The organism is Bradyrhizobium sp. 186 (assembly GCF_023101685.1).
GTDB lineage: Bacteria > Pseudomonadota > Alphaproteobacteria > Rhizobiales > Xanthobacteraceae > Bradyrhizobium.
Window position 1 is genome coordinate 5,522,749 of record NZ_CP082164.1, and the last position, 24,777, is coordinate 5,547,525.

Sequence of the window (24,777 nt, forward strand, 5' to 3'; positions counted from 1 at the left end):
GCCATCTTTATGATCGCGGGACCATGGGCGACGGACGGTTATTTCTTAAATTTGCCGAACACGAATTCCAGCGGCGAGACGGCCTCGCCTTCCGACTGACGCCACCCGGCATCGACGACACGGTTCGCGGCGACAGATGGGAAGCCCGTGACCGTGCCGGCAGCGTTGACGATCGACTTGACGAGGGCCTTATTGACCTCGCCGTGCGCCGCCTCCTTTGCAGGCTTTGACAGTTCCTCGACGATCGAGCCATACGCGCCGCCGCCGCCGTGGCCCTGGAGCGCCGACACGCCGTCGCGAATAAACGGCAGCGTCCCGAGCACCGAGAACGCGGTATTCTTCGCCAGCCAAGCCAGCCAGCTTTCATCATCCCCACCGTCGCCTTGGCCCGGCAACTGCCCCTTGATCGCCGCGCCAACTAGCGCCTCCAGGACGAACAGCAAGGTCATGTCGAGCGTCCAGCTTGCGACCTCCTGCGCTGACTTCACAGACACGCCCTCGTCGCGAACGGTGCGCGAGGCTACGGCCGTCCGCTCATAGGCGACGTTGAACTTGGCGAACATATAGCTGCCCAGCGTCGTGAACAGCTTGACGATATCGTACTGCCGATTGCGCGACGACAGCGATCCGCGCTCGACGCCGGCCCGGTCGATGAACAGGCCGGACGCCTGAGCGCGCTTCACCAGGCCGTCCGCGTGCGCGACCGCCTGAGCCTCATCGTTGCCGAACTTCCGCAAGCCCTGCTCGTAGCCGGCGATCCAGGTCGGCACATCGGCGAAATGCCACTGCACTTTCTGCATCAGCCAGAACGACGCCGGACCCCAGATCGTTTTTTTGAACTCCTTGATCCGGGACGCGGTTGCCCCCGCAGCGCTGTCCTCAAGGAAATCCATAACGTCTTTGTTGAACGTGGTTTGGCGGCTCGCCATGAATGGCGACTTCGCCGCGACCGCGCTGGCGGCCGCAGCCGGATTGCGAGCGGCCTTCATGATGCCGATCGCCATGTCCTTCTTGCCGACGACGACGAACGATTGCGCCACACCCGTCACCTGGAGCAGCGCGTTCGAGATGTTGAACGCCAGCTTTGCCGCCGTGAAGTTGGACTTGAGCCCGCGCAGCACCGCGCCCACCGGGCTCGTTGCGCCAAGCTCGCCCTCAGCCGCGTCCTTCAACCACGCTTGCAGCGCATCGAAGTCCGCCGAGCGGCCGGCGTCGTCGAGGGCCGAACGAACCCGGCCGTCCTGGATCAGCCGCCACGCGTTGGCGACCGGCTCGCTCATCTCCAGGTCATAGATCACCTGATTGACGTGCTTGTGCATCACGCCAATGTCGAGATCAATCGACCCGTCGCCACCGGCCGCGCGCTCTTTCAAATGGCCGTTGCGCGTCTGAGCCTTGCCGAACCGGCCGGCCGCGAGCGACTGCGCGATATCGACCGTCTCTCGATCCGCCGCCGTAGAGCTCAGGCGGGTGTCATACTTGATGGGGTAGTAGCCGCCGCCCAACTGCTTGCCGCCGATCGTGACCGGCGACGCATCGACCCAGGCCGGCTCTACGCCCGTCGCGCGCCGCTCACGGGCGGCGATATCGCCCTTGAACGTGCCGATGTAGTCCCACACCGATTGCACGAAATCGGCATCCCGCGCGTCGAGGGAGGCGAGAACAGCGCTCACCTGATCCATCGTGAACGGCCGCCGCGCGCGCGGATCGGTCAGGCGCGACAGGTTGCCTTCATTGCCGGTGTTCAGCGCGAGCGCGATCTTTTCCCATTTCGAGATGGAAATCCCGAGTTCGGGCATGACCGTCCGGACGGACATCGCCCGCCGTTCCTCTTTGGTGTAGACCGCATAAAGCCCTTCCAGCGCCTTCGCCGCATCCTGCTTGCGAACGATCAATCGGTTCTGCGCTTCATCGAGCGGAGCCTTGATCCCCTGATAGGCCGCGCCCTGGTCGGCGAACCCGTCGATCGCGCGCAAGAGCGTGGTCGCGTTCAGGACGCTATCGAGATAGGCCCGCGCCGTGTTGCGCGCCTGTTCGCCCTTGGTCTTGACCGCGCCGGGCGGACGCTTCGGCAGGTTCTTGTCGATCGCGCTGGCGATGCCTTCGGCCGTCGCCGAGAACTCGCGCTCGCGTTGCGCGTCGATCAGCTTGTCCCAGCGTAGCGCAATATGCTCCAGGTTCTTGAGGCTATCGACCACGCCGCGCAGTTCCTCAACCGGCAGGGTCTTGTAGGGCTTGCGGATTGCATCGGCGAGCACGTTCTCCGGAATGGCAAGTTCGTTCTCGCGCCCGGCCGCCGTCATGGCCGCGACGAAGGCATTGAGCGATCCGCGCCGCTGTTCGGCCGCGCCGCTCATCTGGCGGAAATCGTACCGCTCAAGCAACTCGTCGATCGCCGACAGGTAATCGACCTGTGCGTTGTCGCGCCGGCCAGCACCCGCGATCCGTTCGCGATGCGACGCCTTGCCGAGTTTGTCGACGAACCGTTCCGCCTTCTCGACCTCATCGCCGACCTTGCGCGCCTCAGAATAGAACGCATGGTTGAGCAGTTGCCGCCGCTTGGCGTCGATCAGCTTGGCGACCAGATCGTTGTAACCGTGGCTGGTAGCCGTCCGCTGGCCGCCCTTGACCGTCTTGGCCTGCCCGTCCTTCCCGACAACCTCGCGATCCGGGACCGTGTAGGACGCGATCGAGGTTTCGAACTTGGCGTTGTTGGCGTCGATCGCTGCGTTGACCGCATCAACCGAGCCCTCGCCTCGTACCGCCGCGCGCGCCGCCGTGCCGATCTTGCGCCGGGCATTGTCGAGCCAGATTTTTTCTCGAGCCAGGGTCGCGCCGAGCCGGGCCGCCTCATCGGCCGCCTTGCGTTCGGCCGCGAGGAACCGGTTGGCGTTCATGGCGTCGCGCACGCGCATCCGGCCGATCGTCTGCCGAGCCGTCGCGCGGGCTTCCTTCATGGTCATGGCTTTGCCCGTGCCGGCGACATCGACCACGGCTTTCAATTCGGCGGCAATCCACATGCCGCGCTTGTCCGGACCATGGATCGCGTCGAGCGCGTGGGCCTCAATCTCGCCGTCGTTGAGCGCGTCGCCGTGGCGATCCCGCATCACGCGGTCGGTCTCGGCATCGATCGCCTGCTTGCGCGGCGTCGCCGCCTCCAGCGACCGAACCATTTCATCGCCCGAGCGGAAGCCGAACCAGCCGGCCGCCTCGTCCGGGTCTAGGCCGCCCTCGACCGTGTAGACGGTTTGCTTGCCACGCGGCAGCGTCTTTAGGACGCCCTCGCCATAACGCTCGACCAGGGCATCCTTGGACAAACGGATATCAGGCATTTCCTCCGGCTGGCCTTCCCCGAGCCAACGGCGATTGCCCATCCACTCCAGCGCGCGATACATGGGGAACGCGTTCACCTCGCGCTCGACATCAGCACGGGCCGCCTTGCGTTCCTCTTTGAACCATTTTTCCTGTTGCCGTTTAATCGGGGCCATTGTCTCGCGCAGCAGCCGCGCCTTGGCGTCCTCCTGCGCCTGATCCCGCAGCTTGAGGAAACCCGCATACTGCTCGTCCGTGAGACCCATGCTTTCCGCCGTGGCGAACACCGGGCCGGCGTCGCCGGTTTCCGCCGTCGCCTTGGCAATCTCATCGTCCGACGCAATCATGCGATCGAACACGCCGCGAATGTCATCCGAGACCGTGACGTTCAGGCTGGTCAACCGGCGATAGACCGAGATCAGCCACGCCCGGAACTTCTCGAACGCCGAGCGCAGATCAGCCGACGGCGCTTTGCCGTCCATCAGATAGCCCTCAAACGCGCGCGCCCACTGCTCTTGCATGCCGACATCGATTGCGGCGTCCTTCATGACGTCGCCCGTGGTGCCGTTGGCGAGCGCCGCCTTGACGTCATCAGCCGTCACCGCCACGTCGGGCATCACACGCTTGGCGTCGGCCGCCACATCGGCCGCGTTCGCGCCCCACCATTCCTTGACCGTGGCATAGTCCGCCGTCGCGCCGTCCTCGCCGCGCGCCGCCATGTCCTGGATCACCGTCAGGAAGTAATGGCCGCTTTCGTGGAGCATGGTCGAAAGGTCCGCCGTCTGGAACAGCCGGATCACGGTATCGCCATTGCCGACGCCGGCAGCGGGAAACTGGATCGCGCCGCGCGGGCCGGGACCGCCCGACTGGAACAGCCGGCGCGGCCCGGCCTGCGCATACTGCTTCGCGCCGTCGATCGCCTGCCGGATTGTCGCGTCATCGTCCTGGAGCGTGACGCCGAGGCTGGAAAGATACGCCTCGATATCATCGAGTTCACCCGCGCGCGCTACCGCAGGATCGGCCTGTTCGGTCGCCGAATACTGCGGCTCACCGCGCAACTCGCGGTCGATCGCCGCCATGAACGGCCGCACGATATCGGGCACCTCGCGCCCTTCCGCGAGCGCTGCCTTGTATTCATCAACGGCCGGATCATCCGCCAGGAACCCGGCCTCGATCGCCGCTTGCGCAACATCGTCCGCGCCGTGCTTCTTGCCGCTTCCCGCGACGCCGCCGAGCAGATCGCGCGCGCCGGCCAGGACGCCCTTGCGCGCCAGCTTGAGCGACTTCTTGCCCTTGCCCCGCGAGACTGTCTCAGCGTTGCGCGCCTTCAACTCGCCGCCGACGTCATTGATGCCGCCGTGCTGGTCGATGAACTCCAGGAGCGTTTGCCGCGTGTCCTTCACCGCCTTGCGCGAACGGGCTTCCGCGAGCGTCCGGTTCAGATCGTCGGCCGTCTTGTACTGGATGCCTTCCGGGATATCGCCGGCCACCTGAGGCAGCGGATAGCGCTGCATGAATTCCTCAGTCGTCAGGCCGGAGCGTTCCGCCATCACCCGATAGAACGCCGGGTAAAGCATCGCTTCCGTCGTCGCCACGTCGGTCGATCGACCGGCAGCGCGCAGGCGGGAAACCATCGTGTCATAGATTTCCTGCTCGAACGAACGCAGTTGCTCGCCCTCGACGCGGACACGCTCCGCGACGTCATGGGCCTCTTGCATCGCCTCTTGCGCGCGTTCGTTGAATTGCTGTGCCTCGACCGCCGTAAACTGGTCGGGGTCGAACCGCATGTTGTCCATCAGGAACGCGTCATGCTGCGAGCCCGCGATTTTCGCGGCATAGGTCGCGGTCGGGATCTGGAGATCGCCACCGCCCGCAATCGCCGCGTCGAGATCGTCCCGCGACACGCCGTCGAGCTCATCGACCAGGGCATGCGGATCGACGCCGATGCCCTGGAAATACTGCACGAACTGATCGGCCGGGACATAGACGTTTTCGACCGGGCCGTTCGCCGTCGCCGCCTCGACGAACTGGCGGAACTTGTCAGGCATCCGGTTGCGCAGGATCGAAGACTGCGCTTGGCCGGACAGCGCCTCGAACAGCGCCCGCCGCTCGCCAGCCTCTTTCACCTTGCGCGCGCTTTCCATCAAGCGCCCGCCGCCCATGCCCGCGACCTCGACCGGTGCGCCGGCAAACTCCGCGAACCCTTCCATCAGGATATCGCCCAGGCTGATCGGCTGGCCGGCCGCGATCTGGCCGCCCGCCTCGCCGGCCGCGCCCATGAACGCTTGCGTGATCGATTGCAGGATCATGTTGCCAACGTGCGACTGCACAAGCGTCTTGCCCGCCACGCCGCCCGAGAGGCCGTCCATGAGGCCGACCACGAGCCCGCGCGCGTCGCCGCGCTTGATCGCCTCGCGCATCAGCGCAGGATCGCCGACAGCCTTTGCCGCACCTTCCGGCGTCGAGATATCAATTCCCTTCTCGCGGAAGAAATCGGCCGGCGTGCTGCCCTTCTCCGTGATCGCCGAGTTGACGCCCATGAACGTCGCGCCCGCCGCAGGGCTGCGCGTCACGACGCCGACGCCGATCGCCGCCGCCATTGACGGCAGGCTTTCGGCCGCCGTCTCGCCAACGAACGCCATGAACGGGCCTGGATGCTGCGCAATGACGCGCATGAACGTGCCGAAATCGTTGGTCTTAGCGGCCTCGTTCCAATAGTCCCGCCCTTCCGATCCAGCCGGCGACAACGGAATTTCCCCGATCCGCTTGTTGATCAACCCGACTTGCTGCTGATAGTAGGCCGCCGCCTGCTGGTCATCGATTCCGATCAGACCGGCAAGGCGCGAGGTCAGGAACCGCGAGCCGGCCGCCATCAGGTCTTGAGGCCCGGCGATCGGCTTGTTCGCGATCACGTCGCCGTTCGCGCCACGGATTGCCGTCTGGTCGGATAGAATGTCGGTAAATCCGCGCATCTGGTCTTGCGCGCGCTCCGCAGCCGAGTTCGCGAGGAACTGGTTATAGGACTGCGGGACGCGCTGGACGCCACGGCTAAAGGCGTTCTGGCCCGCGCCGATCGCCGTTTCCCACCAGGACAGCCCCGACAGATCATCGCGCGCGACGGCCGCGTTCTCCGGGTTGCGCAGCCATTCCGTCAGGCGCGGCGCGCTCGACAGGATCGTGCGGTTCTTCTCGCGCTCAATTGCCTGCTGAAAGACAGGCCGATATTCGGAGACCATCGGCGCAGGCGGAACCGGGTTTCCCGTCACCTTGCCGAACTCGGTTGCAAGGTTCAGATCGCCGGCAACCTCATCCGGCGAGCCCTCGACGCTGGACAGCACGGTATTTGCCGCCTCGACCCCGTTCTGTTGCTGCTTCGCTTTCCAGGCCGTATAGTCCGCGATCGTATCCATTCCGGGGGCTTTCTGTGAACTCTAATCCGATCGGCCGGGCGCAAATCGCCCGGCGCTTCATCGTCAACATGATCATCGCGCCCGCCATCCTCATCACAGCATTCGTCGCTGTGATCTGGCTGCTTGGCGTAGTCGGGATCATCAACGTCAACGGTTGAGGACGAAATCCTGATACCGCTTGGTCACCTCGACCTCGCTAGGCTTGCGGCCAAGCTCACGCTCCAGATCGCCCGCGATGCCCCGTCGAAGGTCGATCGGAATGTCCGCATACTTCACCGCCACATCGACCGTCGCGTTGTCCGGCCTCGACGCTGCGTCGAACGCGAACGTCTTGCCATTGCTGAACGTGCCGGCAACACCGGGCGGTGCCCATGTGTTGGTGCCCCACAGCGTGCCCGGCGTCTTGACCACGACGGGCAGAAGCAGCCGATTGATCATCGACTGAATATCGGCCTGCGTCGGCTTCCGATCCGAGTTTGCGCGTTTAAACTCGTCCATCTGCGAGGCCAGCGCATTGTTGAAACTTGCCACCCGCTTATTGGCCTCGTCTAGCTGGCTTCCCTTCTTGCCGGCCGTGGAAATGCCAACGGCCGCCAACTGCTGCTCAGCCTGCGAAAACGCCGCAGTCAGGTTCAGCCCGTCCTCGCGCGCCTTGCGCTGGTCGGTGAGCGCGCTGGATTGCAGCCCCGACAGTTCCTTGATGTCGGCGCGAGACAGCTTGTCGCGATAGTCATTCAGATCGACCTTAGAGAAAAATTCCGGGTCCATGGCCGCAGCGCGGCGCATGCCATACAGCATTTCCTCATCGCTCTTAATCTCGCGGCCCTTCTGGACCGTGTCCATGTAGCTCCAGGCCGACGACACCGCAGCCATACCCGCCGCCTGCCGAACCTCCATCGGGATTTGATCCGGCGTCTTGCCCTGGTCGATATAGTTCCAGAGCGCCGCCTTGGCCTGCCTCTCGTTCGCCTCCTGCGCCTTGTGCTGCGTTTCGAGCATCGCGTTGATCCGCTTACGCGTTAGCTCTTGAACCTGCGGGTCTTTGATCGTCGAGAGGTAGCTTTCCATATCGGTGAAGAACGATTGCGTGTCGCGCCCCGCCGCCGTCATGTTGATGCCAAGGACCGCGTCAGCCTCCTGGTTGCGCCGCTTCTTGTTCACGCCATCATTGTTGTCCTGGAGCCCACGGATCGCGGTCGCAATCTCAGCCGGGCCGCCCGTGCGGATCGCGTCCGAAACCGACTGCGGCAGCGTCCCGTAATTGTAGGCGACCGACGACACCGCCGCCTTGGCCGGCGCGGAAAGCCCGTCCCACTTGTCTTGACCAACGGTCCCGGCGATCTTGCCCTGCGTCGCGACGATGCGCCGTTGCAGATCGCGCGTGGCATCGGCCTGCGTCACGGTCATGCCCGCCTTGACCTCGGCAACGGTACCATCCTCGCGCGTGATCGTGTCCGAGCCGAACCCTACGCGGAGGTGGTTCACGTCCCAATAGGGCGCGGACTTGAAGCCCTCGAACCGGGAGATCATGTCATAGGCCGAGGCGATGGGCCGGCCCGCGGAGGCCGCTGGGGCCTTGCCGGCGTACATCTGCTCTTGCTGTTCGTGGAGCGTCTTGGCGTAAGCGCTCGCCTGATCCGGGGTTTCAAACTTTCCAAGGTGCTTGCCGGTTTTCTTGAACTGCGCAACAGCCTCATCGTTCGACAGCAACTTGCCGTCATCGCTGACGGTCGGGATCAGGGTTTCCTTGCCGTCACCAAAATCGAACGACGCCGACCTGACGGTGCTGATATCCTTTCCGTTCTGGACGCGCGGGCGCTTGGTCAAGTCGATGTTGCCGCGATCCGTCAACCCGGCCGGCGACGGATCAGCCATGAACGCATCGGTCGGCGCGGCGCTGGTCCGACCGGCAATGAAGTCAGCCGCCGCGCGCGAGGACTGCGCCTCTTTCAACGGCACCTTGAGCGAGTGTTCCAGCGCGTACCGATCCGCGCCGCTGATGAAATCAGCCTTATCCGCCATGTACTTTTCGGCGGCGATCGGATCGCTCTGCGCCATCTGGAGCGTGATGTTCTTGTGAACGCCCGAGACGAATTCCTTTTCCTTCTGGCTTTGCGTGTCCGCGTCCCAGCCGTGCAACTCGCCGTTCTGGCGAAGCTCCAGGATGCCCGCCGCGAGGTTCTTGGTCACGGCTTTCGGGTTGTTGAAGTTCACCAGCGCATCATCACCGAACGACTGGACGCGCGCCGCCGAGGCGTCGCCGACCCATTGCTTGCGCGCCTGCGCCGAGTGAACAACCGACTGCTGCAAAGTCGATTGCAGCCGCGCTGTCGAGGCCGTGTCATAGGCCCGCGCCGCTCCAGGCGGGAGACCCTGCCCGTATTCCTTCCGCTTCTCTGCGGCCTCGCGCTCGAAATCCGTCCGACCGTCAACAGCGTTCTTGCCCTCCAGCGTCATAAACCCGCCCTCGCCGTACTGGCGATTGCGCACCCACTCCGCATAGCGATTGTCCGCGTCCTTCGCGCGCGTCACGTCCTCAATCTGCTGGACCTTGAACAGCGCATCGCTCGCCGTGTCAGCACCCTTGCCGAGCGCTTCCAGGCCCTTGCCGATATCCGCGCCGAAGCTCTCCGGCGTCGCGCGAACGTCAACGTCCTGCCGAAACTCCGGGCGCAGATCCACCGATTGCTGATACTCAGGAACCTTGACCATTAGCCTGCCCCGTAACCGCTAGGCGATCCGCCGCCCATCAAAAGACTGCCGAATCCCTTCCCGCCGCCCGCCTTGTATTTTCCGTAAGCCTGACCGCCGCCGCCAAGGATCGTTGCACCGGCTTTCAGATACCCGCCCATTTCGGCGCTGTCCGCCTGCGAGCGCTGCAAGATCGCCTGTGAGCGCTGGTTAGCCCCCTGGACGCGGTAGTCATAGGACTCCCGGTTGGCGTTGGTCCTGATCGTCAGCGCGTCAAGCTCGCCCATCGTGGCGGTATCGACCAGCGTATCCAGCGGCGAACCGAACGTCAGATCAACACCATTCGCAGCCATCGCCGCAGTCTGCTTGCCGACCACGCCCGCGACCTCTTGGCGCTTGCGCTGTTCGACAATCGCGCCGCGATCGAGCGCGTCCTTAGCCCGGCGATCCGCGAGCGTCGCGTTCATGTCCGAGATTTGCGCGTTGTACCGGCCTGAGGCCGCCGCCGCTTGCCCCTGCTGCACCGCGCCGGCCGCGCCCAACACCGTCGAGCCGATCGCCAGAGCCGTCATTATTTCGCACATCGCAAGACCTCAATTCGAACGCCCGGAAGGCGTAGCCGCCGAAAATGACCGGATCGGAAAACTTGAAGCCAAGCCACGCCAGCCAGCGCTTGGAGACCTTGTTCCGGTCATCGACGAAATTCCTGAGAACCGGATAACGCTGCAACAGTTGATCGCGCCAACTGACCGAGCCGCGCAGGAACGCCAGATAGTGCCGCTCGATCGCGTCCGTCCCGAGCAGCCAGGGCGCACCGACCCCGGCAAGGATATTGAGATCAGCCGCGCCGAACATGACTTCCGGCCGGCCGTCGATCACCGCCACCCAGGCTATCGACGACTTGCGCAGCGAGAACGCCAACGCCTCGGCCGGCGACTTGCCCGAGCCCGCCGCGATTTCATCGCGATCGGCCTGCCGCATCCGCCGCGCAATCGTTCGGATATGCTTCGCCCGCGCCGGGACAATCTCGATGTTAGCGGCCAACGGTCACGTCCGGCATAATCGCGAGGATAGTCATCGGCAGCGGATCGAATTGCTTCACCCACATGCTGCCCGCCGTGTTCCAGTCCCAGGCCGGCGTCATCCTGATATCGCCGGTATACATAGCGATAGCCTCGTTCCACGCCTCAGTAGATCGCTGGCGATACTCGACGAGTTTTGGGCTGTCGCGATCGCCGTCATAAGGCCCGATGAAAATCCCGCGCGTGTTCTCAACGCGCAGCGTCACCTCACTGACCGACTTCATGCGGCCCTGCACCGTGCCGAGACCTTGGACCTGACCGAGATCGAGGTTCAGCGTTTGCAGCGAGGCAACCATCGGCAGGCCGATATGAACCTTTGAAGCCGCATTGGCGAGCGTCACCGCGCCGCCAACTACGGTCAGGTTGCGGATAACGTTGCCATCCGCGAGCGCGACGACGGCTTGTCCCTCCAGATGACCGAGACCGCCGAACGTCTTGGTCGCTCCGCCGTTGTACGACAGGCCGCAATCGACAAAGAACGCATCGGCGATCGTCGCAAACACGCGCGTATGCAGCCGCTCGATGTAGCGCTTTGCCACGCCATTGATCGTGCGCTTGACCAGGAAATACGGGACGTCCTCATTGCCCTCGCCGATCACAACGACGTCCTCGAAAACAGCGTCATTGTCGAGACCGCTTTCGTGACGCGTCCATGCCCATACCTCATGTTCCCGAAGGTAGGTAAGCGAGACGAGCGATCCATCGTCGAGGATCACCCATGCGATCGAGTACGGAGCTTGCGCATAGCCCCAAGCCTTGATGTTCTTGTTCTCGAAAAGATGCCGCGCGAGGATCGTCAAATCGCGGCCGACGAAACTGTCCTGTGCAAACTCAAACGAGAAGTCACGAACGACGCCGCCGCTGCGCTGCGCAAACAGCACCGTGTTTCCGACGACGAGCGGCTGCACCTTGGCGCACCCACGATACCCCTGATTGTCGGTCCTGATCGCGGAAGGCGTGATCGCGTCGGAGTTCGATCCGCCCGACACGATCCATTCCGCGCCGGACGTTAGCACCATCATGCCTTTGAGCGTCAGGAGCGAGCGGACCTCGTTAACCTGCCGGGCCTTGATCCGGAAGGTGACAGCGTCGCTGGCCTTGGCGGGCTGAGAAACGCCATAGTTTTCATAGACGCCGGATTGCGACATCCAGATAGCCTGCGGATCATTCTTGGTCGAGCCGAGCGCAAGCCGCTGCTCGACGAACGCGCCGCAGCGCGGATAGTTGCCGACGCCGTTGAACGGGTTACGCGCCTTCTGCGGCGTGTCGCTTTGGTCCGCCGTGAAATTCTTGTCTACGAATGACGTGCCATCGGTGCCGCCGATATAGCCATAGGTGCCGCCGCTTTCCTTGTAGACGATATAGCGATCCGCTCCAGCGACCGCGCCCCATGTGATGCTCACCGTTGAGTTCGCATAGTTCAAGTCGCCGAGGACTTGCCCGAACGCCGAGGGTAGGCTCTCCTCGCCGTTTGCGGCAGATATCGCCGAGACGACGTATTTATAGATCGTGTTTGGCGTCGTGCTCCCGGAGTATGTCACGCTGCTGATTGTCGGGGCGGCCATCTTTGGCGTGAACGACACGGGCGTGATCGTCCAATTGTTGTCCGCCAACCTCGCGATCTTCTGCAAGGGATAGCCAACATGGCAGACATACATCACGTCCGCCTCTTGGATCACAACGAGTTCGTCGAGATCGGCATGCGCGTACGGCGTCACCACCTCGTAAGGCAGACCGGCCGAAAGAACCAGTCCGCCATCGCGGTAGACACGAAAATAGAGGTCGCCGAACTCCAGCACATAGGATTGTTCAGTATTGAACTGGAACGGGATCATTCGCGCATCGTTCGCGCTCACCTTGACCTCGTTGATGAATTGCGTCCCAGCCCGGTTCGACGCGCCACCGTGCGGATGGATGAACAGGTTGATCGCCGTCTTGAGCCCGCTCCCATACTTCGCGAGATCGGTTCGCGCGCTCAAGGCCGGCGACAACTCCCCGGCAGTGAAGGACGGTTGATAGGTGCGAAGCTCAGCCATCAGGGCACCCAGCCGCGCGGCAGATTGCCCGGAGCCGATCCCTCGCTACGTCCCTTCAAGAAATCGCTATCAATATCGGAAGTCTCGCGGACCTCGTTGGCGTCTGCCATTTCAGCCGCGCCCTGCGTCCGCTGGGCAAGCTGGAATGCATCGGCGCGAACCTTGGGATCGCGCGTCAACGGCATCGACAGCTTGACAGAGAGGTGCCAGGACAGCGCCTCGACGAACAGCGGCGGGAATTTGGTCGGATCAACCAGCCGAACGATGTAGCGCAGGAATGCCGTCGAGAGATTGCAATAGATCACCTCGCCCTCGATCTCGTAGGGGTTGGCGATTTCCTCTTGCTCCGTTTGCTGGCATGGATTGTCTGCCGAGTACGAGGGCCGCAGCCACAGCACCTTGAGGCAGTCATTCGGGCGCTTGTAGGCATAGGCCCACTTGCCTGCCTTGTCGTTGGTCACCAGGGCAAGCGCAATCGTCCTGGTCGCGAAGCGCCAGGGATAGCCTTGCAGCAGCAGATCGCGAGTGTGCTCATAGAATTGATTGCACGCTCGCGCCTCAGGCGTCGGCTCCGACAGCGCGTTGATGTTGTCTTTGCCGAGATTGGACAGGGCAAGATTGCAGATCGAGACAATCGAGGCCATTCGTCACCCGTTCGGGAACAGGACGGACGCGGCATCGGGCTCTTTCTTCTTCGGCTCAAGCGCAGCCTCGGCAATCTCGAACGAGATCGACCGGCCGCCGCCCTTGCTATCGCTGACGCTCGAAACGCGAACGGTCGCCACCATCGACATTTCCGTGCCGACGCGCGGCGCGGCGTCGATGCCTAGCGCTTCCATTTGCTTTTCGTCGAGGTAGAGGCAGGGATAGTATTCATCCCCGTCAGCGTCAGCCGGCCGAGGGGCCATGTCGCTGTATTTCTGCTTGAGGCTTGCGAGCTTTGCCATCTTCCACCCGTGATCATCGACACGGATGGCACAATCGGGCTAGATGGTTGTTTCTCTAAACCAAGGCCACACTTTCACTGCCCCTGAGGGAGTGGACGAGAGTGGACGGATTGAGCCGGTGGCTAAGTCAGTGCTATTCTGGTTGCAGGGAGTACCAGAATGCCGTTTTTCTTAAGTCCAAACGTCCAAGTAGACCGCGTTAACACTTTCAATTCTAACATTGTTCTGATCTCGTTCACAGAACGGACGATAGCCCCGCGCAATCTTTCCGATCAGGGCTTCGGCCAGGACTTCGCGCGCAAGCAAGCCATTGACGGCTTTTACGTGAAGTGCGCCGGAAATCACTGGTATCAGTACCCCGAGATGCTAGACGCGCTCTCCGCAATCCGAAGGGCCGCCTCCGGGAAGGACATTGTCACCTACGGTTCGAGCATGGGCGCCTATGCGGCAATGAAGTTTGCCAGCGCACTTGGAGCGAAACGGGCGGTTGCGATCTCTCCCATATTCTCGCCCGATCCACGAAAGCCGCCTTTCGAAGGGCGCTGGAAAACCGACGCAGATCAGATTGAGTTCATCGACGATACCATGATTGGCGCGGCGGATACCGATGCGTTCGTTCTCACTGATCCAACCCACGCCGACGCTAGGCATGGGCGGCTATTTCGGGCCACGTTCCCACGATGCACTATTGTTGCTGTGCCTTTTGCCTCTCATCCTGTAGGTCACTTTCTCCGTGAGGCTGGGCTGCTTGGCGATCTGGTGAAGGACCTGATTTTTGGTGCGTTTGACAACAGCAGATGGTGCCGAGATCGCCGCAAGATGCGCACCAAATCGCCTATATACAAATCCCGGCTTGCTGAAGTTCTGGGTGAGCGGAACCCCCTCTCAACCACGAATGCAGTCTGAAAAAAAATGAAGCGACTTGATGCGTGCCCATTCTGCGGAATTCAGGATCAACTCGACCTAGTCCGGGATGACAGCCGAAATGGCTGGATACATTGCTTCAGTTGCGGGGCAAACGGACCAACCTTGCGAACGCTGGCGGATGATACAGTCGCTGACGCATGGAATGGCAGAGCCTCTCAGCCCCTAGAAAAACGCCCCCTTACTAATTGATCTTCCTGACTTCAGCCGACATGAAGTCGATCACACCCGCAACGCTCTGGCCGTTGGTGATCGGGCTGATCAGATATATCCCAAGCTGAATAGACCCGGCGCTTGGTGTTGCAGTCAGCACCCGGCTTGGTGTTCTCCACCTGAGAAAGCCGTTTGTGCTGCTAATGCCGTAAGGGTTTGCCAATTGACCGACGCCAGTTTGTCTCTGGTAGACGGTCGCACTTTCCGTGGTGCGCATCTCAAAATAGGGATACGCGATATTCGTGAAACCGCCTGACCAGCGGACCTCGACAAACGCCTCGATTTCGTCTCCGGCCTGAAGGCCAGCAAGCGCCCCCGCCGATAAACCCTGACTAAGAAATATCTGCCCGTTCGAACCGCCTGTCGTGGTCCCGGAAAGCGTCAATGTCTGGATGTTTCGATTGTCCGTATTTGTGCCCTTCGATGCCGCCGCAGTCACACCAAGCGCGGCCGTCGTCGATAGGCTCGTGCTGGTTGCAGTGCTCGCGCCGCCGACAAACGGTCCGTTGTTGAGCATATTGCCTTTCGGGTTGTCAGTCGCGTCGTAAGTATCGGACTGATTAGCCGGCAATATGCGCCAGTCTGGCGCGATGATATTCAAGATGCTGACGATCTTGGCCGCAATCCCGGTAAATGCGCCGTTGGGGCTGGGGTGGAGACCAGGGGTGTAGGTATAGCCAGACAGTGCACCCCACGACGCCGATGTCGGGTCATCGAACGAGAGCCCGCAGTCCGCGACGAAGAAATTCCGGCGCGTTGCCGCCTGATTTTTCATCCAGTTGTTGATGCCGATTCCACGAATGCGCTGTTGTGCCGTCAAGACGGCGTCGCTTCGACCGAGGATCGGAACCGCGATCACTGTGCAGCCGACTGCCTGAAGGCCATCATATATCTGCCCAAGCTGAGAGATACAGTTGGCGTAGCTGATGTCTGCTGAAAGGCTATTTGTGCCGCCGAGGACCACGCAAATGTCCGGCCGCGCAGCCGTGACCGTCGAGAGACGCGCAAGCATGTCCGAAAGCTTGTCACCGCTAACACCAAAATTAAGCGCGGGCGGCGAATAGAAGCGCTGGCCCGTCATCGCGTTTGTCCAGAACGAATAGCCAAGCGCGTTGTTGTTGGTGAGGTTGCCGGATGCGCCGATGCCGTTCGCGGTGATGCTGTCGCCGTAGAACGCAAGGCTAGGGCCCCGCTTCGTGGTAAGCGGGATCTGGTAGATATCAACCATCGGTTCTAACTCCCATTGGCAACCAGCGCGACAACGGGCTGGTTATTGTCGTTGCTGCTGGTTACGCGCTGGCCGCCATCGGCAGCGCTCGTGACAAAATCCCAGTGAAATCCGGTCGGTGCCGGATAGGGAGCGAACGATGCTGCCCCCACTGTCCCAAGGGGAGTGACTAACTGGTTGTTGTAGAGCTTGCGGCCGTTCGAGATCAGCACCGCGCCGAGAACCGGCTGATCGTTGTAGAACGTGCTGCCGTCAGTAATCTCGACGCCGCCGACGACACGCTGATTGTCAACCAGGAACAAGCCGTCAGCGACGGCAACAACGCCGACGACTGGCCGGCCGTTGTACATCGTCGTGCCGTCCGCGACATAGTGAACGCCGACAACGCGCTGATCATTGAAGATATCGGCCACAGCCACCCCCGCAGAAAGAAGGAAGGGGCAGCGAACCGCCCCATCCGTTTAGTCGGCGACCGGCTTGGGCTCACCCGGCGCGATCCAGTCGGGCTCGACGCCACCGGCCGCCTTCTGAGCCTGAGCCACAGTCTGAGGCTCGGGAGCGTCATCGAACGGCGCAGGCTTGTTCGCCTCAACGTACGCCTCGATGATCTTGTCCGCGTCCGGCGCGCGCTTGACTTCCGCGCCGCTGATCTTGGACGCGAGCGCTCGACGATCGGCCGCGCTCATGTCCTCCCAATCGGCAGGGATCACGATCAGTTCGGCGGCCGGTTTGACCTCGACGGCCTCGACCGCAGCGGCAGCGCCGGCCAGGACGACCCAGGACGGACGGCGCTTCACGTCCTCCCAAATCTCATCCGGGATCGCGAACGCCTCGCCCATCTCGCGAATGGTATGGGCGAAGTAGCCCTTGGTGGTCGCAATGACCTTCACCATGATTTCAGTCCCTCTACAGTGGAAGCGTCAGAGAAACGCGCCGGTTAAGCCGGCGCGCTCTGATTGCCCATGGTGACGCCGGCCGTGATCTTGCCCGTGGTCGGCGCGGTGCCGGTCACGGTGTAGTTCAGGCGCATGAAACGCCTGTTCGTGCGCCGCGTGATGTTCTCGGGCACGAAGATGTATCCGGCTTTGAGGTTGGCGAGGACTTCGGTGGAGGACCACACAGTCGTCAGGTTCGTGCCGAACGCCGCGTCATCCGCAACCTGGAGATCAACCTTAAGCGAAGTCAGGTTGTTGAAGTCCTCCACGACCTGGATCAGGAGCGGGGTGTTCCTGCCCTTGCCGATATCGCGGACGAGACCGTTCGCGATCGGGCCGAGATCGACGACGTTGGTGGACACGGCGGACGCGACAATCGCCTGTGCGTTCGACAGGAGCGTTTGCAGATCGAAAATCATAGGTGAGCCTCAGGGTTCGGCCTTCCGGCCAGCTACGGGAGGAACGGCCCGCCGAAGCGGGCCGGGCCGAATTAGATGGCGACGGAGCCGACCAGCGCCTCGGTGTTCAGGATCGCGTCAGTCTCGCGGATCGGGATGCCCCGATACGTCTTGACTTCCTTGCCCTCAACCACTGCCTGCGACAGCCCGGTGTAGTTCGGGTTGGCCGCGAGCAGCGAACGGTCGCTCGACTGCGCGTCGAGGATTTCGAGCACGTCGCGGTTCATGTAGATCGCGATGCGGCTGGACACGGCGTCGCGGCGGCGCGACTGGAGGCGATAGTACGCCTTGCGCATCAGCGCCCACAGATCGACGGTTCCGGCGATCATGTCGGACACGTCGATGTTGGCGATCCGCGCGTTGTAGCGGAAATCCTTCACGAACGCGCCGATGTGCCAGCGGAACATGGTTTCCTTGGCATAGTACGGGTTGCCGTTCGCATCGAGAACGCGCTGTTCGCCCTTGTCCTCGATCGAGACGCCGGCCTTGGTGCCCTTGGGATAGAGCAACGAGGTCGCGTGATCGCCCCAGGTGACGAACCAGATCGACGTATTGTCCGAGCCCGCGCCGCCGCCGTGGATCACATGGTTCGCGATGTTCGGCTTGGCCGGGTCGGGCCGGTTCGTGTTGTACAGAGAAAAGCGCGCGGACAGGCCCTTGAACTTCTCGGGCGTGGTCGCGGTGTCATGGTAGAAAATGCCGGTCGCCATTTCCTGGTTCATGGCTTCCAGGTACGGCGAGCTATCGACGAGGCGCTGCTTGGCCGGGTCGGGAGCGAGCGCGAGCAACCGGCTATCGACGAGCGACGCGGCTTCCAGAAAGCCGGTCGTGTCGTCAACCTGCTGCATGGTGCTCTTGGACTGCGGCACGCCCTGATAGAGGCGGCCCCAGGCGACGGACGGCAGACCGGTGCGGATCATGTGCCGGTGAACGGCGTCCATGTTGCACTGGGTTGCGATCCCGTCATCCAGGATCGGGTTTTGCCGATTGAGGATTTCGATAACGGTGCCCTCGGCCGACGCTTTGTAGGCGTCGATCAGGTTGGGGTAGGATTGTCCGATAGTCGCCATAGTTCATCAGCCTTTCGGTGCGTCGTGCGGAAAGAGAACGTGCGCGGCCTCTGCCGGTTTGCCCGACCCGCCCGCACCGCCGTCAGCCGGGTTGTCCTCTTTGATCATGGCCCCGACCTTCGCCATGAAACGGATAAGCTCCGGATGGTTGCCGCCACCAGTCGCTTCCAAATATTCTTTGAGCGCAGGCGTGCCGAGCGTGTTGACGGCGCGCGTGGCGGTCTTGACCGTGCCGTCCCACTTGTCGCCGCCGATCTCTTTGTCCGCCTTGGCTTGATCGACCCAGCCCGTGACGGTCTCGCCCCACGCCTTGCCCTTGTCGGCCGCTTGCTTCTGCTGCGCTTCGATGAACTTGTCCGCGAGCTTCTGAGCCTGCTTGTTCGTCAGGCCCATTTCCTTGAACTCTGGACTGAGAGCATCGAGCGTCGCTTGATCGACCTGGACGCCTTCGGGCATCGCGAGCGTGTACTTGCCATCGGCCGGAACGGTATCGGCCGGATCGGCAGCGGCCGGCTTGGTCTTGTCGTGCGCGGCCTTCGCCGTGGCGTTGTCCGCTTCCGACTTCGCGGGATCGGCGACGTACTCTTTCCAATCCTCAGCCTTCGGCTTGTCGCCTTCCTTCGGAGGATCACCGGCAGCGGGTTCAGGTTTCGGCTGCTCGCCTTCCTTCGGAAACAGCACGCTCGCGGCGGGATCTGGCGCGGGCTTCACGTCGCCGGCCGGCTTCACCTCGCCAGCGGGCGGCGTCGCGGCGGGCGGATGCTCCGGCGCGCGCATGAACCGGCCCATGACGCGCTCGCTAGCAGTCATCATCAAGCCGGGGTGCTTAATCGTCCGCATCGTCGTTCTCCATGTTGTCGGCAGTCGCTTTCGACGCCGCTCTGTCCATTTCCCTGATCGCGGCCATGTCCGTCAGGAGCGACGGGTACAGACGCGGATCGACTTCATCGAGCTTTGCGATGATCTTCCGCCCGCTAGCCTGTTGCCCGAGCGTGTAGTTCGTCGCGTTGTTCTCGCCGCAATAGGCGTCGCGGTAGATCGCGCATTCCTCCAAAATCCAGTAGAGGACGCGCTTGCCCGCGACCGTTGCGAGCGTGTCGCGGAATGCCTTCGCTATTTCCGCGCGGGTGATTTCTTGCTCTGGCGAGAGTTGTTCGCTCAAATCGGTCACGGCACCCTCAACGCGATCACGCGGGCGAGCGAGCGCGGACGTTCGCGCACGCGATGGCCGTCGTTGCCAGACTTGACGATCCATTCGCCACTTGCGGCGCGGCCGGTGATGATGCCGACGTGATGCGCCCACACCACAACAACGCCGACGCCTGGACCGTTGGCGGCCGATCCGACGCGCGCCCAATTGCGGGCGAGCCACAGCGAGGGATCGAGCTTCCCGAGTTGCTGCCCCATCCACCAGCCGCACCACGCGCGCGGCCGAGCGGACGCCTCGCCCTGGAGCGCCAATAGAGCGAGCACAACGAGGATTGCGCGCGTCATCAGCCAATCCCAATCTGTTGCAAGAGGGCTTGGCCGCTGGGGTTCTGGCCCGCGCTCGCGAGCACGCTTGCAGCGTCCGCGCCCTGCTTCATGGCCGGGGCAACGGTCGCCATCATTTCCGCGTTCTTGGCTTGCTGCTGTTCCTTGGCGCGCGCGTCGCGGGCCGCTTTCACCTTGTCGTCGGACACGACGATCGAGGGCGGCACGCCGAGCGCGTCGGCGTACTGATCCGCCGCCTCGTCGGCATCGAACTTGTCGAGCACTTCCGGCTTCACCGCCGAAAGCTGGCCGACGAACCCGGAGAACCGTTCGATCGCGCCCGTGGCGACGGCCTTCTGCGCCTGCGCGAGGATCGAGATATATTCGACCTTCAAATCCTGTTCGGCGATTTCGCGCGGCGGCGGCGGCAACTCGCGGCGGCGGTTGAGGATGTTGAACGTCCGGTCAATCACCGGCTCAAGCTGGCCGTTATAAATGTTCTCCAGGACCGGCCCGAGCGCGAGCAACTTTTCCTCTTTGCGCTCCGCAATCTCGACCGCGTTGCGCGGCTGGATGCCTTCCATGTTCGAGATCATCAGGAACAGATCGGCATAGAACACCTGCCGCAAACGCTCCTGCACGTCGCGGATATCCTCGCGCAACTCGGATAGCGACAGGTTCACTTCCATCGCCTGCCGATAGCCCTTGCCGGTCGGATCATCGACATAAGTGACGGACCCAGGCAGGAGCGACGCCGGATTGTTGCGCAATGAGGTCGGCCCCGTCATCGGCGGCCGTACCTTCTTGTCGATGCCTTCAAGCTTCCGCGCCTGCTCTTTCTGGAGCATCTTGGTATCGCCGAGCGCGTCTTGCCCGGGCGACGTGGAATAGTGATCGTCGCCGGCCAATTCCCACGCCGGGCAGACAATCGGGTTGTCATCGAACCCGCTTTCCTCGAGCAGGCCGTTGTTGTCCGTCGTCGCGTCGAGCCAGTAGTTCGACAGGAACGGCTTGTTGGCCTTGTCGATCAGGCCCGGCTCGCGCGTCATGCGCGGCTCGACGGCATGCCAGACGTCGTAAATCTGATCATACTTGCCGTTGTCATAAGCCGTCTTGATGGAGTTGCTGACGCGCGCGACGGCCGCATATCCGAACCGGCCAACGATCCGCTGCACCGACCAGCGGAATTGCCGATACATCGTGGTCGCGCGGCCCTTCTCGTCACGGGCGATCCAGAACCGCCCGTTGAGCAGTTGTTGCATGCGAACGAAGCTCTGATCGTCATCGACCAGGATGCCGCACGGCTGGCCGAACAGCGCGAGATCGCCATAGCCGGTATGAAACGCGTTGTAGATGTTGGAGCCCGAGAACACCTCGCGCATCCGCGTCTCGACGGCCGCGAGATATTCCTTGACCGGGGCGAAGTCTTTCAGATCGGGATCGAACGTCGTCAGGCGAAACCACGGCCGCGCGGGCGACGTGAGGCCGGAATGCATGCCAGACTTGAGCGTGCGATAGGCGAACGTGGCGCTGCTATCGATGATCTTGGCGCGGCTCACCGACCGTTCGTTGCGGTTGGTCAATCGCAGCCGCGTCGGATCGATGTGATCCGCGATCCCCGACCATTCGCTTTCCCACGGCTGGCGAACTGTTTTCAGTTCCTCAGCGCGGCGGCGATGGTACTGGATTTGACTTTCGAAGCGCGGCGCGTTGACGGTCATGGATCACTGCCCGAGCAGCGTCTTGGCCTGCGTCGGCGCGGCTGCGGCGACACCCGAACCGGACGTGAGGATCGTGTTCGCGCTGCTCGACCGTGCCTTGTCGCCCAGGCGGCGGCTGACGGAGGAGCGAACGGCTGCGCCGTCCGGCTCTTGCATCGCCTGCGTCTCGGGCGGCAGCTTGGGGTCGGGGATGCTGGGGACGAGGCACATGGAAGATCACCAGTTCGCGGGAGCGTTTCGGTTGCCCGACGCATATCCCGCGAATGGTTGCCGCCACGAACAGCTAGGACAGCGGATCGTAATCGACGGCGGCTTGATGCTGGCTGATCGCCTGCCCGCCCACATGGCGGACCTTCTTCGCAACGGGCTCCGCGAACGTCAGCATGAGCGCGTCGCCTTTGTTGGGGCTTGGCAGGCCGCGATCCTTCATGTCCTCTTTGCTCTCAAGCTGGACCTTGCCGTCTAAACGCGGCACGGTCTCCGGCCCGATCAGGTCTTGATACAAGTCCTCATCCTTCGGATCGATCGCACCGCCCGCCTTGATCCACTTTTTGCCCGTGCCCCAAATCTCGGCGCGCTTGTTCAGATAGCCGGGATCGATCGGCTTGCCCGAGAACCAGATAAGCCGCCACGTCCGGCCCATCACCTGACCGGCCGACACGATGCCCGTGCCATAGCCCGCATCAACGAACACCGCATCGGCCTGATGCTCATCCTCCAGGCGCGCGATCAGGTTCGCCATCTCGATATCGTTGTCATTGCGCGCGATGCTCGCGAGGCTCTTGGAGTAGAGCCCTTGCCGCAACATGATCTCGAACTTGTCGTCACCCGTCCAAGCCGGATCGACGCCCAGGATCACGGGCGCGAAGGCATAGCTACCCTTGCGGAGATGCACCGCGCGGGCTTTGTCAACGTCATCAGCAGAGATGTATTGCATGGCGCTTTGGGCTGGGAATTGCCCCCTCACTCTGTATTTGACGACATCGCTGTCCTCGCCGTGGTCATCGACGAGCTTCTGCAGATACTTTTTGTTCGTGCCCTCGACCGTGCGGCTATCGATCTGGCGATTGATCCAGCGATGCCGGAAGCGGCGGAAGCACTCGCGGAAACGGCCGCTATTGCGCGTCGGGTTGCCGAACACCACCCAAATGATCACGGTGTTCTCGTCGGTCATCGCGCCCTCGGCGACTTCCCAAACCTTATCGTGAATTTTCGACGCCTCATCGAACAGGAGCAGGATGATCTTGCCCTTGTTGTGCAGGCCGGCGAACGCTTCCGTGTTGTGCTCGCTCCAGGTCAGGAAATCCATGCGCCAGCTATCGCCGTGCTGCGGGTCGCGTGACTTGATGCTCATCGCCTGGACGTCGAACCACGAGCCGGTCAGCGACATCTTGAACCACTTCCCGACTTCGGGCGCGGTCTTGGTGCGCAACTGCGGTTCGGTGTTCGCCGTCATCAGGACTTTCGCGTCATCCCAACAGGACATGGCCCAATTCGAGAGCATGCCCATCTCGGCCGACTTGCCGATGCCGTGGCCGGACGCGACCGATATCTGCAACGGCTCATAGCGCGTTGCCGGATCGGCGAGGTGATCGCGGATCACGCGGTTGATATCTGTCTGCCAGGAGCGCGGCCCATCGTACTCGGCAAGCTGCCCGTGGCCCCAATCCCAGGCCGTTTGCGACCACATGTCGGGATCGAACTGGCACGCCGCCGCAAGCTCAATGATCGCGTCGTTCGGATCGCGTTTAGACGCGCTGGCCTTCATGGCTGCACAGCTTCCCACCGGAATTTCGCTTGCCCGTTCACGTCCTGATATTCCCGGCCCTCGCGCGACGTCCAACCCTTGCCGGCCGGGAACGTCTTGACCTCGGCAGCTATCTGGAAACCCACCGCGCTCAGGCTCGAACCCGGCTCAGATTGCAGCGTGTAGGTAATCAGCTTGCGGCCGCCCATCGCCTGCCACGCGCGCCAGCACGCCGCATAGAGCTTGGAGCAGACCGGGACGGTGTGGCCGTTGTCGAGCGTTCGCTTGATGCCATCGGTGCAGCAGCGCGTTACTTCCGCCGTCAACCCGTCGTCGAGCTTCCAGGCCACCGGCCGGCCCACGATAGCGACGCCGACAATCTCGCCGTCTAGGAGCGCACTGATCGCGAAGCGCGCGCCTTGCACCCGCTTGTTGTGGCGATGATACGCAGTGACGAACGCGTTCGCCTTGGCGATCGTCGTCGGCGCAATCACAAGCCGTTTAGTCGCCGCGCTAGCCATCGGTCAGGATCACGATGAAAAGCGCCAAGGCGAATGCGCCAAGGCCGAGCATGACGCCGAACAGGATGGTCATTTGCCGCCCGCCTTCGCCTTCGCCCGCGCAATGCGATCGGCCAGCGCCTCGACGCCGCTGACCGCAACGTTCTCCTGGAACGCCTGGACGTTCACATGCTTGCCGATCAGCTCCAGCCGGCGCACGCGGTCGCTGATCTTCACCTTGCGGATCAGGCCCATCTTTACGCCCTCGATCTCGATTTCCTCGACGTCCATCCCGGCAACGAGGCCCTGCCTCCAAATTTTCGGCCAGTCTTTGAGCGGCTTGAGCGCGCCGTCCGGCTCATAGATATCGGCGACGTCGGCCTCAGCCTCAGCCGCGAGACGCTTGAGCACCCAGGCTGCATCGATCTTGGTTTCCTCAGAGCGCGCAGCCATGGCCGCGTCGATCGCCGCCTTGACGTGCGGCTTGGTCATCAACTCGACCGCGATCACGCCCGCCGTCTTGACGCTGTACCCGGCACGGATCGCCGCCTGGGTCGCGTTCAGGTCAATGAGATATTCGCGGACGAACGCGGCTTGCTTCGCCGTCATCTCGATCGCCTGTTTCGGTGCCTTCGCCACGACTGCCACATAGAGGTTTGATTAGGCATGCGTGTATAAGCCCGGATGGTTGTTGCTCAGATCACAACGCTAATTTGCGATGCCTGCCCCTGCCCCGGTTCCGAGTGGCAAGGAGGTTTCTAAGAGCGACCAAACTTTTTTGAAATGGTGGGGATAGCGGGTTGTATACCCGGCTATAAGTTTAAACCGGGCTATACCTCTCCTAATTAAAAAGTTTACTACCCTGTTATAAAAGTCCTCGTCACAGGTATATTATTGATTGATCTGGATATTTAGCGCGGCGAGGTTGATAGCGAACATTTTCGGCGCCAGGAATGTTCGTTACCTCAATTTACAAGATTGTACCGCATCGGTCCTAATCTTCGGATAATCAGCAACCATATTTGTTCGT

At 62.5% G+C, this 24,777-nt stretch carries 23 protein-coding genes; 3 read left to right on the forward strand and 20 right to left on the reverse strand.

What is annotated here, in order from left to right; all coding sequences use genetic code 11:
• Positions 1-38: 38 nt before the first annotated feature.
• Complete coding sequence (locus IVB18_RS26545) at positions 39-6,722, reverse strand: hypothetical protein (protein WP_247983375.1); 6,684 nt, start codon at positions 6,720-6,722, stop codon at positions 39-41.
• 14 nt (positions 6,723-6,736) lie between these two features.
• Between IVB18_RS26545 and IVB18_RS26550 the strand changes: the two genes are divergently transcribed.
• A complete protein-coding gene (locus IVB18_RS26550; protein WP_247983376.1) occupies positions 6,737-6,880 on the forward strand; it encodes a hypothetical protein in 144 nt (47 codons plus the stop codon).
• Here the strand turns inward: IVB18_RS26550 and IVB18_RS26555 are convergent.
• Positions 6,870-8,780, reverse strand: coding sequence for a hypothetical protein (locus tag IVB18_RS26555; RefSeq protein ID WP_247983377.1), 1,911 nt, complete (start codon positions 8,778-8,780; stop codon positions 6,870-6,872). The genes IVB18_RS26550 and IVB18_RS26555 overlap by 11 nt on opposite strands.
• A gap of 18 nt (positions 8,781-8,798) precedes the next feature.
• On the opposite strand from IVB18_RS26555, the gene IVB18_RS26560 reads away from it, so the two are divergent.
• The gene (locus IVB18_RS26560) at positions 8,799-9,437 is read left to right on the forward strand and encodes a hypothetical protein (protein WP_247983378.1); all 639 of its coding nucleotides are present in this window, start codon (positions 8,799-8,801) and stop codon (positions 9,435-9,437) included.
• Here IVB18_RS26560 and IVB18_RS26565 read toward each other — a convergent pair.
• Genes IVB18_RS26565 through IVB18_RS26585 form a run of 5 tightly spaced genes read right to left on the reverse strand, consistent with a single transcriptional unit; the run spans position 9,434 to position 13,478 of the window.
• Entirely contained in the window at positions 9,434-9,880 is a 447-nt protein-coding gene (locus tag IVB18_RS26565; protein ID WP_247983379.1) for a hypothetical protein, read from the reverse strand. The genes IVB18_RS26560 and IVB18_RS26565 overlap by 4 nt on opposite strands.
• A complete protein-coding gene (locus IVB18_RS26570) occupies positions 9,849-10,457 on the reverse strand; it encodes a hypothetical protein (RefSeq protein WP_247983380.1) in 609 nt (202 codons plus the stop codon). Before IVB18_RS26570 ends, IVB18_RS26565 begins: the two co-directional genes overlap by 32 nt.
• Entirely contained in the window at positions 10,447-12,531 is a 2,085-nt protein-coding gene (locus IVB18_RS26575; RefSeq protein WP_247983381.1) for a hypothetical protein, read from the reverse strand. The genes IVB18_RS26570 and IVB18_RS26575 overlap by 11 nt, the downstream gene beginning before the upstream one ends.
• On the reverse strand, positions 12,531-13,175 hold the full coding sequence (locus tag IVB18_RS26580) for a hypothetical protein (protein WP_247983382.1): 645 nt from the start codon (positions 13,173-13,175) through the stop codon (positions 12,531-12,533). The genes IVB18_RS26575 and IVB18_RS26580 overlap by 1 nt, the downstream gene beginning before the upstream one ends.
• 3 nt (positions 13,176-13,178) lie before the next feature.
• Positions 13,179-13,478 carry a hypothetical protein gene (locus IVB18_RS26585; protein ID WP_247983383.1) on the reverse strand — a complete coding sequence of 100 codons (300 nt, stop codon included), beginning with the start codon at positions 13,476-13,478 and terminating at the stop codon, positions 13,179-13,181.
• A gap of 159 nt (positions 13,479-13,637) precedes the next feature.
• On the opposite strand from IVB18_RS26585, the gene IVB18_RS26590 reads away from it, so the two are divergent.
• Complete coding sequence (locus IVB18_RS26590) at positions 13,638-14,384, forward strand: hypothetical protein (RefSeq protein ID WP_247983384.1); 747 nt, start codon at positions 13,638-13,640, stop codon at positions 14,382-14,384.
• 202 nt (positions 14,385-14,586) lie between these two features.
• Here the strand turns inward: IVB18_RS26590 and IVB18_RS26595 are convergent, their stop codons facing one another.
• The 13 genes from IVB18_RS26595 to IVB18_RS26655 form a co-directional block, all read right to left on the reverse strand.
• On the reverse strand, positions 14,587-15,843 hold the full coding sequence (locus IVB18_RS26595; RefSeq protein ID WP_247983385.1) for an SGNH/GDSL hydrolase family protein: 1,257 nt from the start codon (positions 15,841-15,843) through the stop codon (positions 14,587-14,589).
• Between the two features lie 5 nt (positions 15,844-15,848).
• Positions 15,849-16,256, reverse strand: coding sequence for a hypothetical protein (locus IVB18_RS26600; RefSeq protein ID WP_247983386.1), 408 nt, complete (start codon positions 16,254-16,256; stop codon positions 15,849-15,851).
• Positions 16,257-16,304: 48 nt separating this feature from the next.
• Positions 16,305-16,736 carry a hypothetical protein gene (locus tag IVB18_RS26605; protein WP_247983387.1) on the reverse strand — a complete coding sequence of 144 codons (432 nt, stop codon included), beginning with the start codon at positions 16,734-16,736 and terminating at the stop codon, positions 16,305-16,307.
• Between the two features lie 44 nt (positions 16,737-16,780).
• The gene (locus tag IVB18_RS26610; protein WP_247983388.1) at positions 16,781-17,197 is read right to left on the reverse strand and encodes a Bbp16 family capsid cement protein; all 417 of its coding nucleotides are present in this window, start codon (positions 17,195-17,197) and stop codon (positions 16,781-16,783) included.
• A gap of 71 nt (positions 17,198-17,268) precedes the next feature.
• Entirely contained in the window at positions 17,269-18,306 is a 1,038-nt protein-coding gene (locus IVB18_RS26615; protein ID WP_247983389.1) for a major capsid protein, read from the reverse strand.
• A gap of 6 nt (positions 18,307-18,312) precedes the next feature.
• Positions 18,313-19,146, reverse strand: a complete 834-nt coding sequence (locus tag IVB18_RS26620) for a hypothetical protein (RefSeq protein WP_247983390.1) — start codon at positions 19,144-19,146, stop codon at positions 18,313-18,315.
• Positions 19,133-19,477: a hypothetical protein gene (locus IVB18_RS26625; RefSeq protein ID WP_247983391.1), complete on the reverse strand. Its 345-nt coding sequence runs from the start codon at positions 19,475-19,477 to the stop codon at positions 19,133-19,135. Before IVB18_RS26625 ends, IVB18_RS26620 begins: the two co-directional genes overlap by 14 nt.
• Positions 19,474-19,800, reverse strand: a complete 327-nt coding sequence (locus IVB18_RS26630) for a hypothetical protein (protein ID WP_247983392.1) — start codon at positions 19,798-19,800, stop codon at positions 19,474-19,476. Before IVB18_RS26630 ends, IVB18_RS26625 begins: the two co-directional genes overlap by 4 nt.
• A complete protein-coding gene (locus IVB18_RS26635) occupies positions 19,800-21,500 on the reverse strand; it encodes a portal protein (RefSeq protein ID WP_247983393.1) in 1,701 nt (566 codons plus the stop codon). The genes IVB18_RS26630 and IVB18_RS26635 overlap by 1 nt, the downstream gene beginning before the upstream one ends.
• 3 nt (positions 21,501-21,503) lie before the next feature.
• Positions 21,504-21,710 carry a hypothetical protein gene (locus IVB18_RS26640; protein WP_247983394.1) on the reverse strand — a complete coding sequence of 69 codons (207 nt, stop codon included), beginning with the start codon at positions 21,708-21,710 and terminating at the stop codon, positions 21,504-21,506.
• A gap of 73 nt (positions 21,711-21,783) precedes the next feature.
• The gene (locus IVB18_RS26645; RefSeq protein ID WP_247983395.1) at positions 21,784-23,268 is read right to left on the reverse strand and encodes a terminase; all 1,485 of its coding nucleotides are present in this window, start codon (positions 23,266-23,268) and stop codon (positions 21,784-21,786) included.
• A complete protein-coding gene (locus tag IVB18_RS26650) occupies positions 23,265-23,768 on the reverse strand; it encodes an XF1762 family protein (protein ID WP_247983396.1) in 504 nt (167 codons plus the stop codon). Before IVB18_RS26650 ends, IVB18_RS26645 begins: the two co-directional genes overlap by 4 nt.
• A 69-nt stretch (positions 23,769-23,837) precedes the next feature.
• Entirely contained in the window at positions 23,838-24,386 is a 549-nt protein-coding gene (locus tag IVB18_RS26655) for a terminase small subunit (RefSeq protein ID WP_346732556.1), read from the reverse strand.
• Positions 24,387-24,777 lie beyond the last annotated feature (391 nt).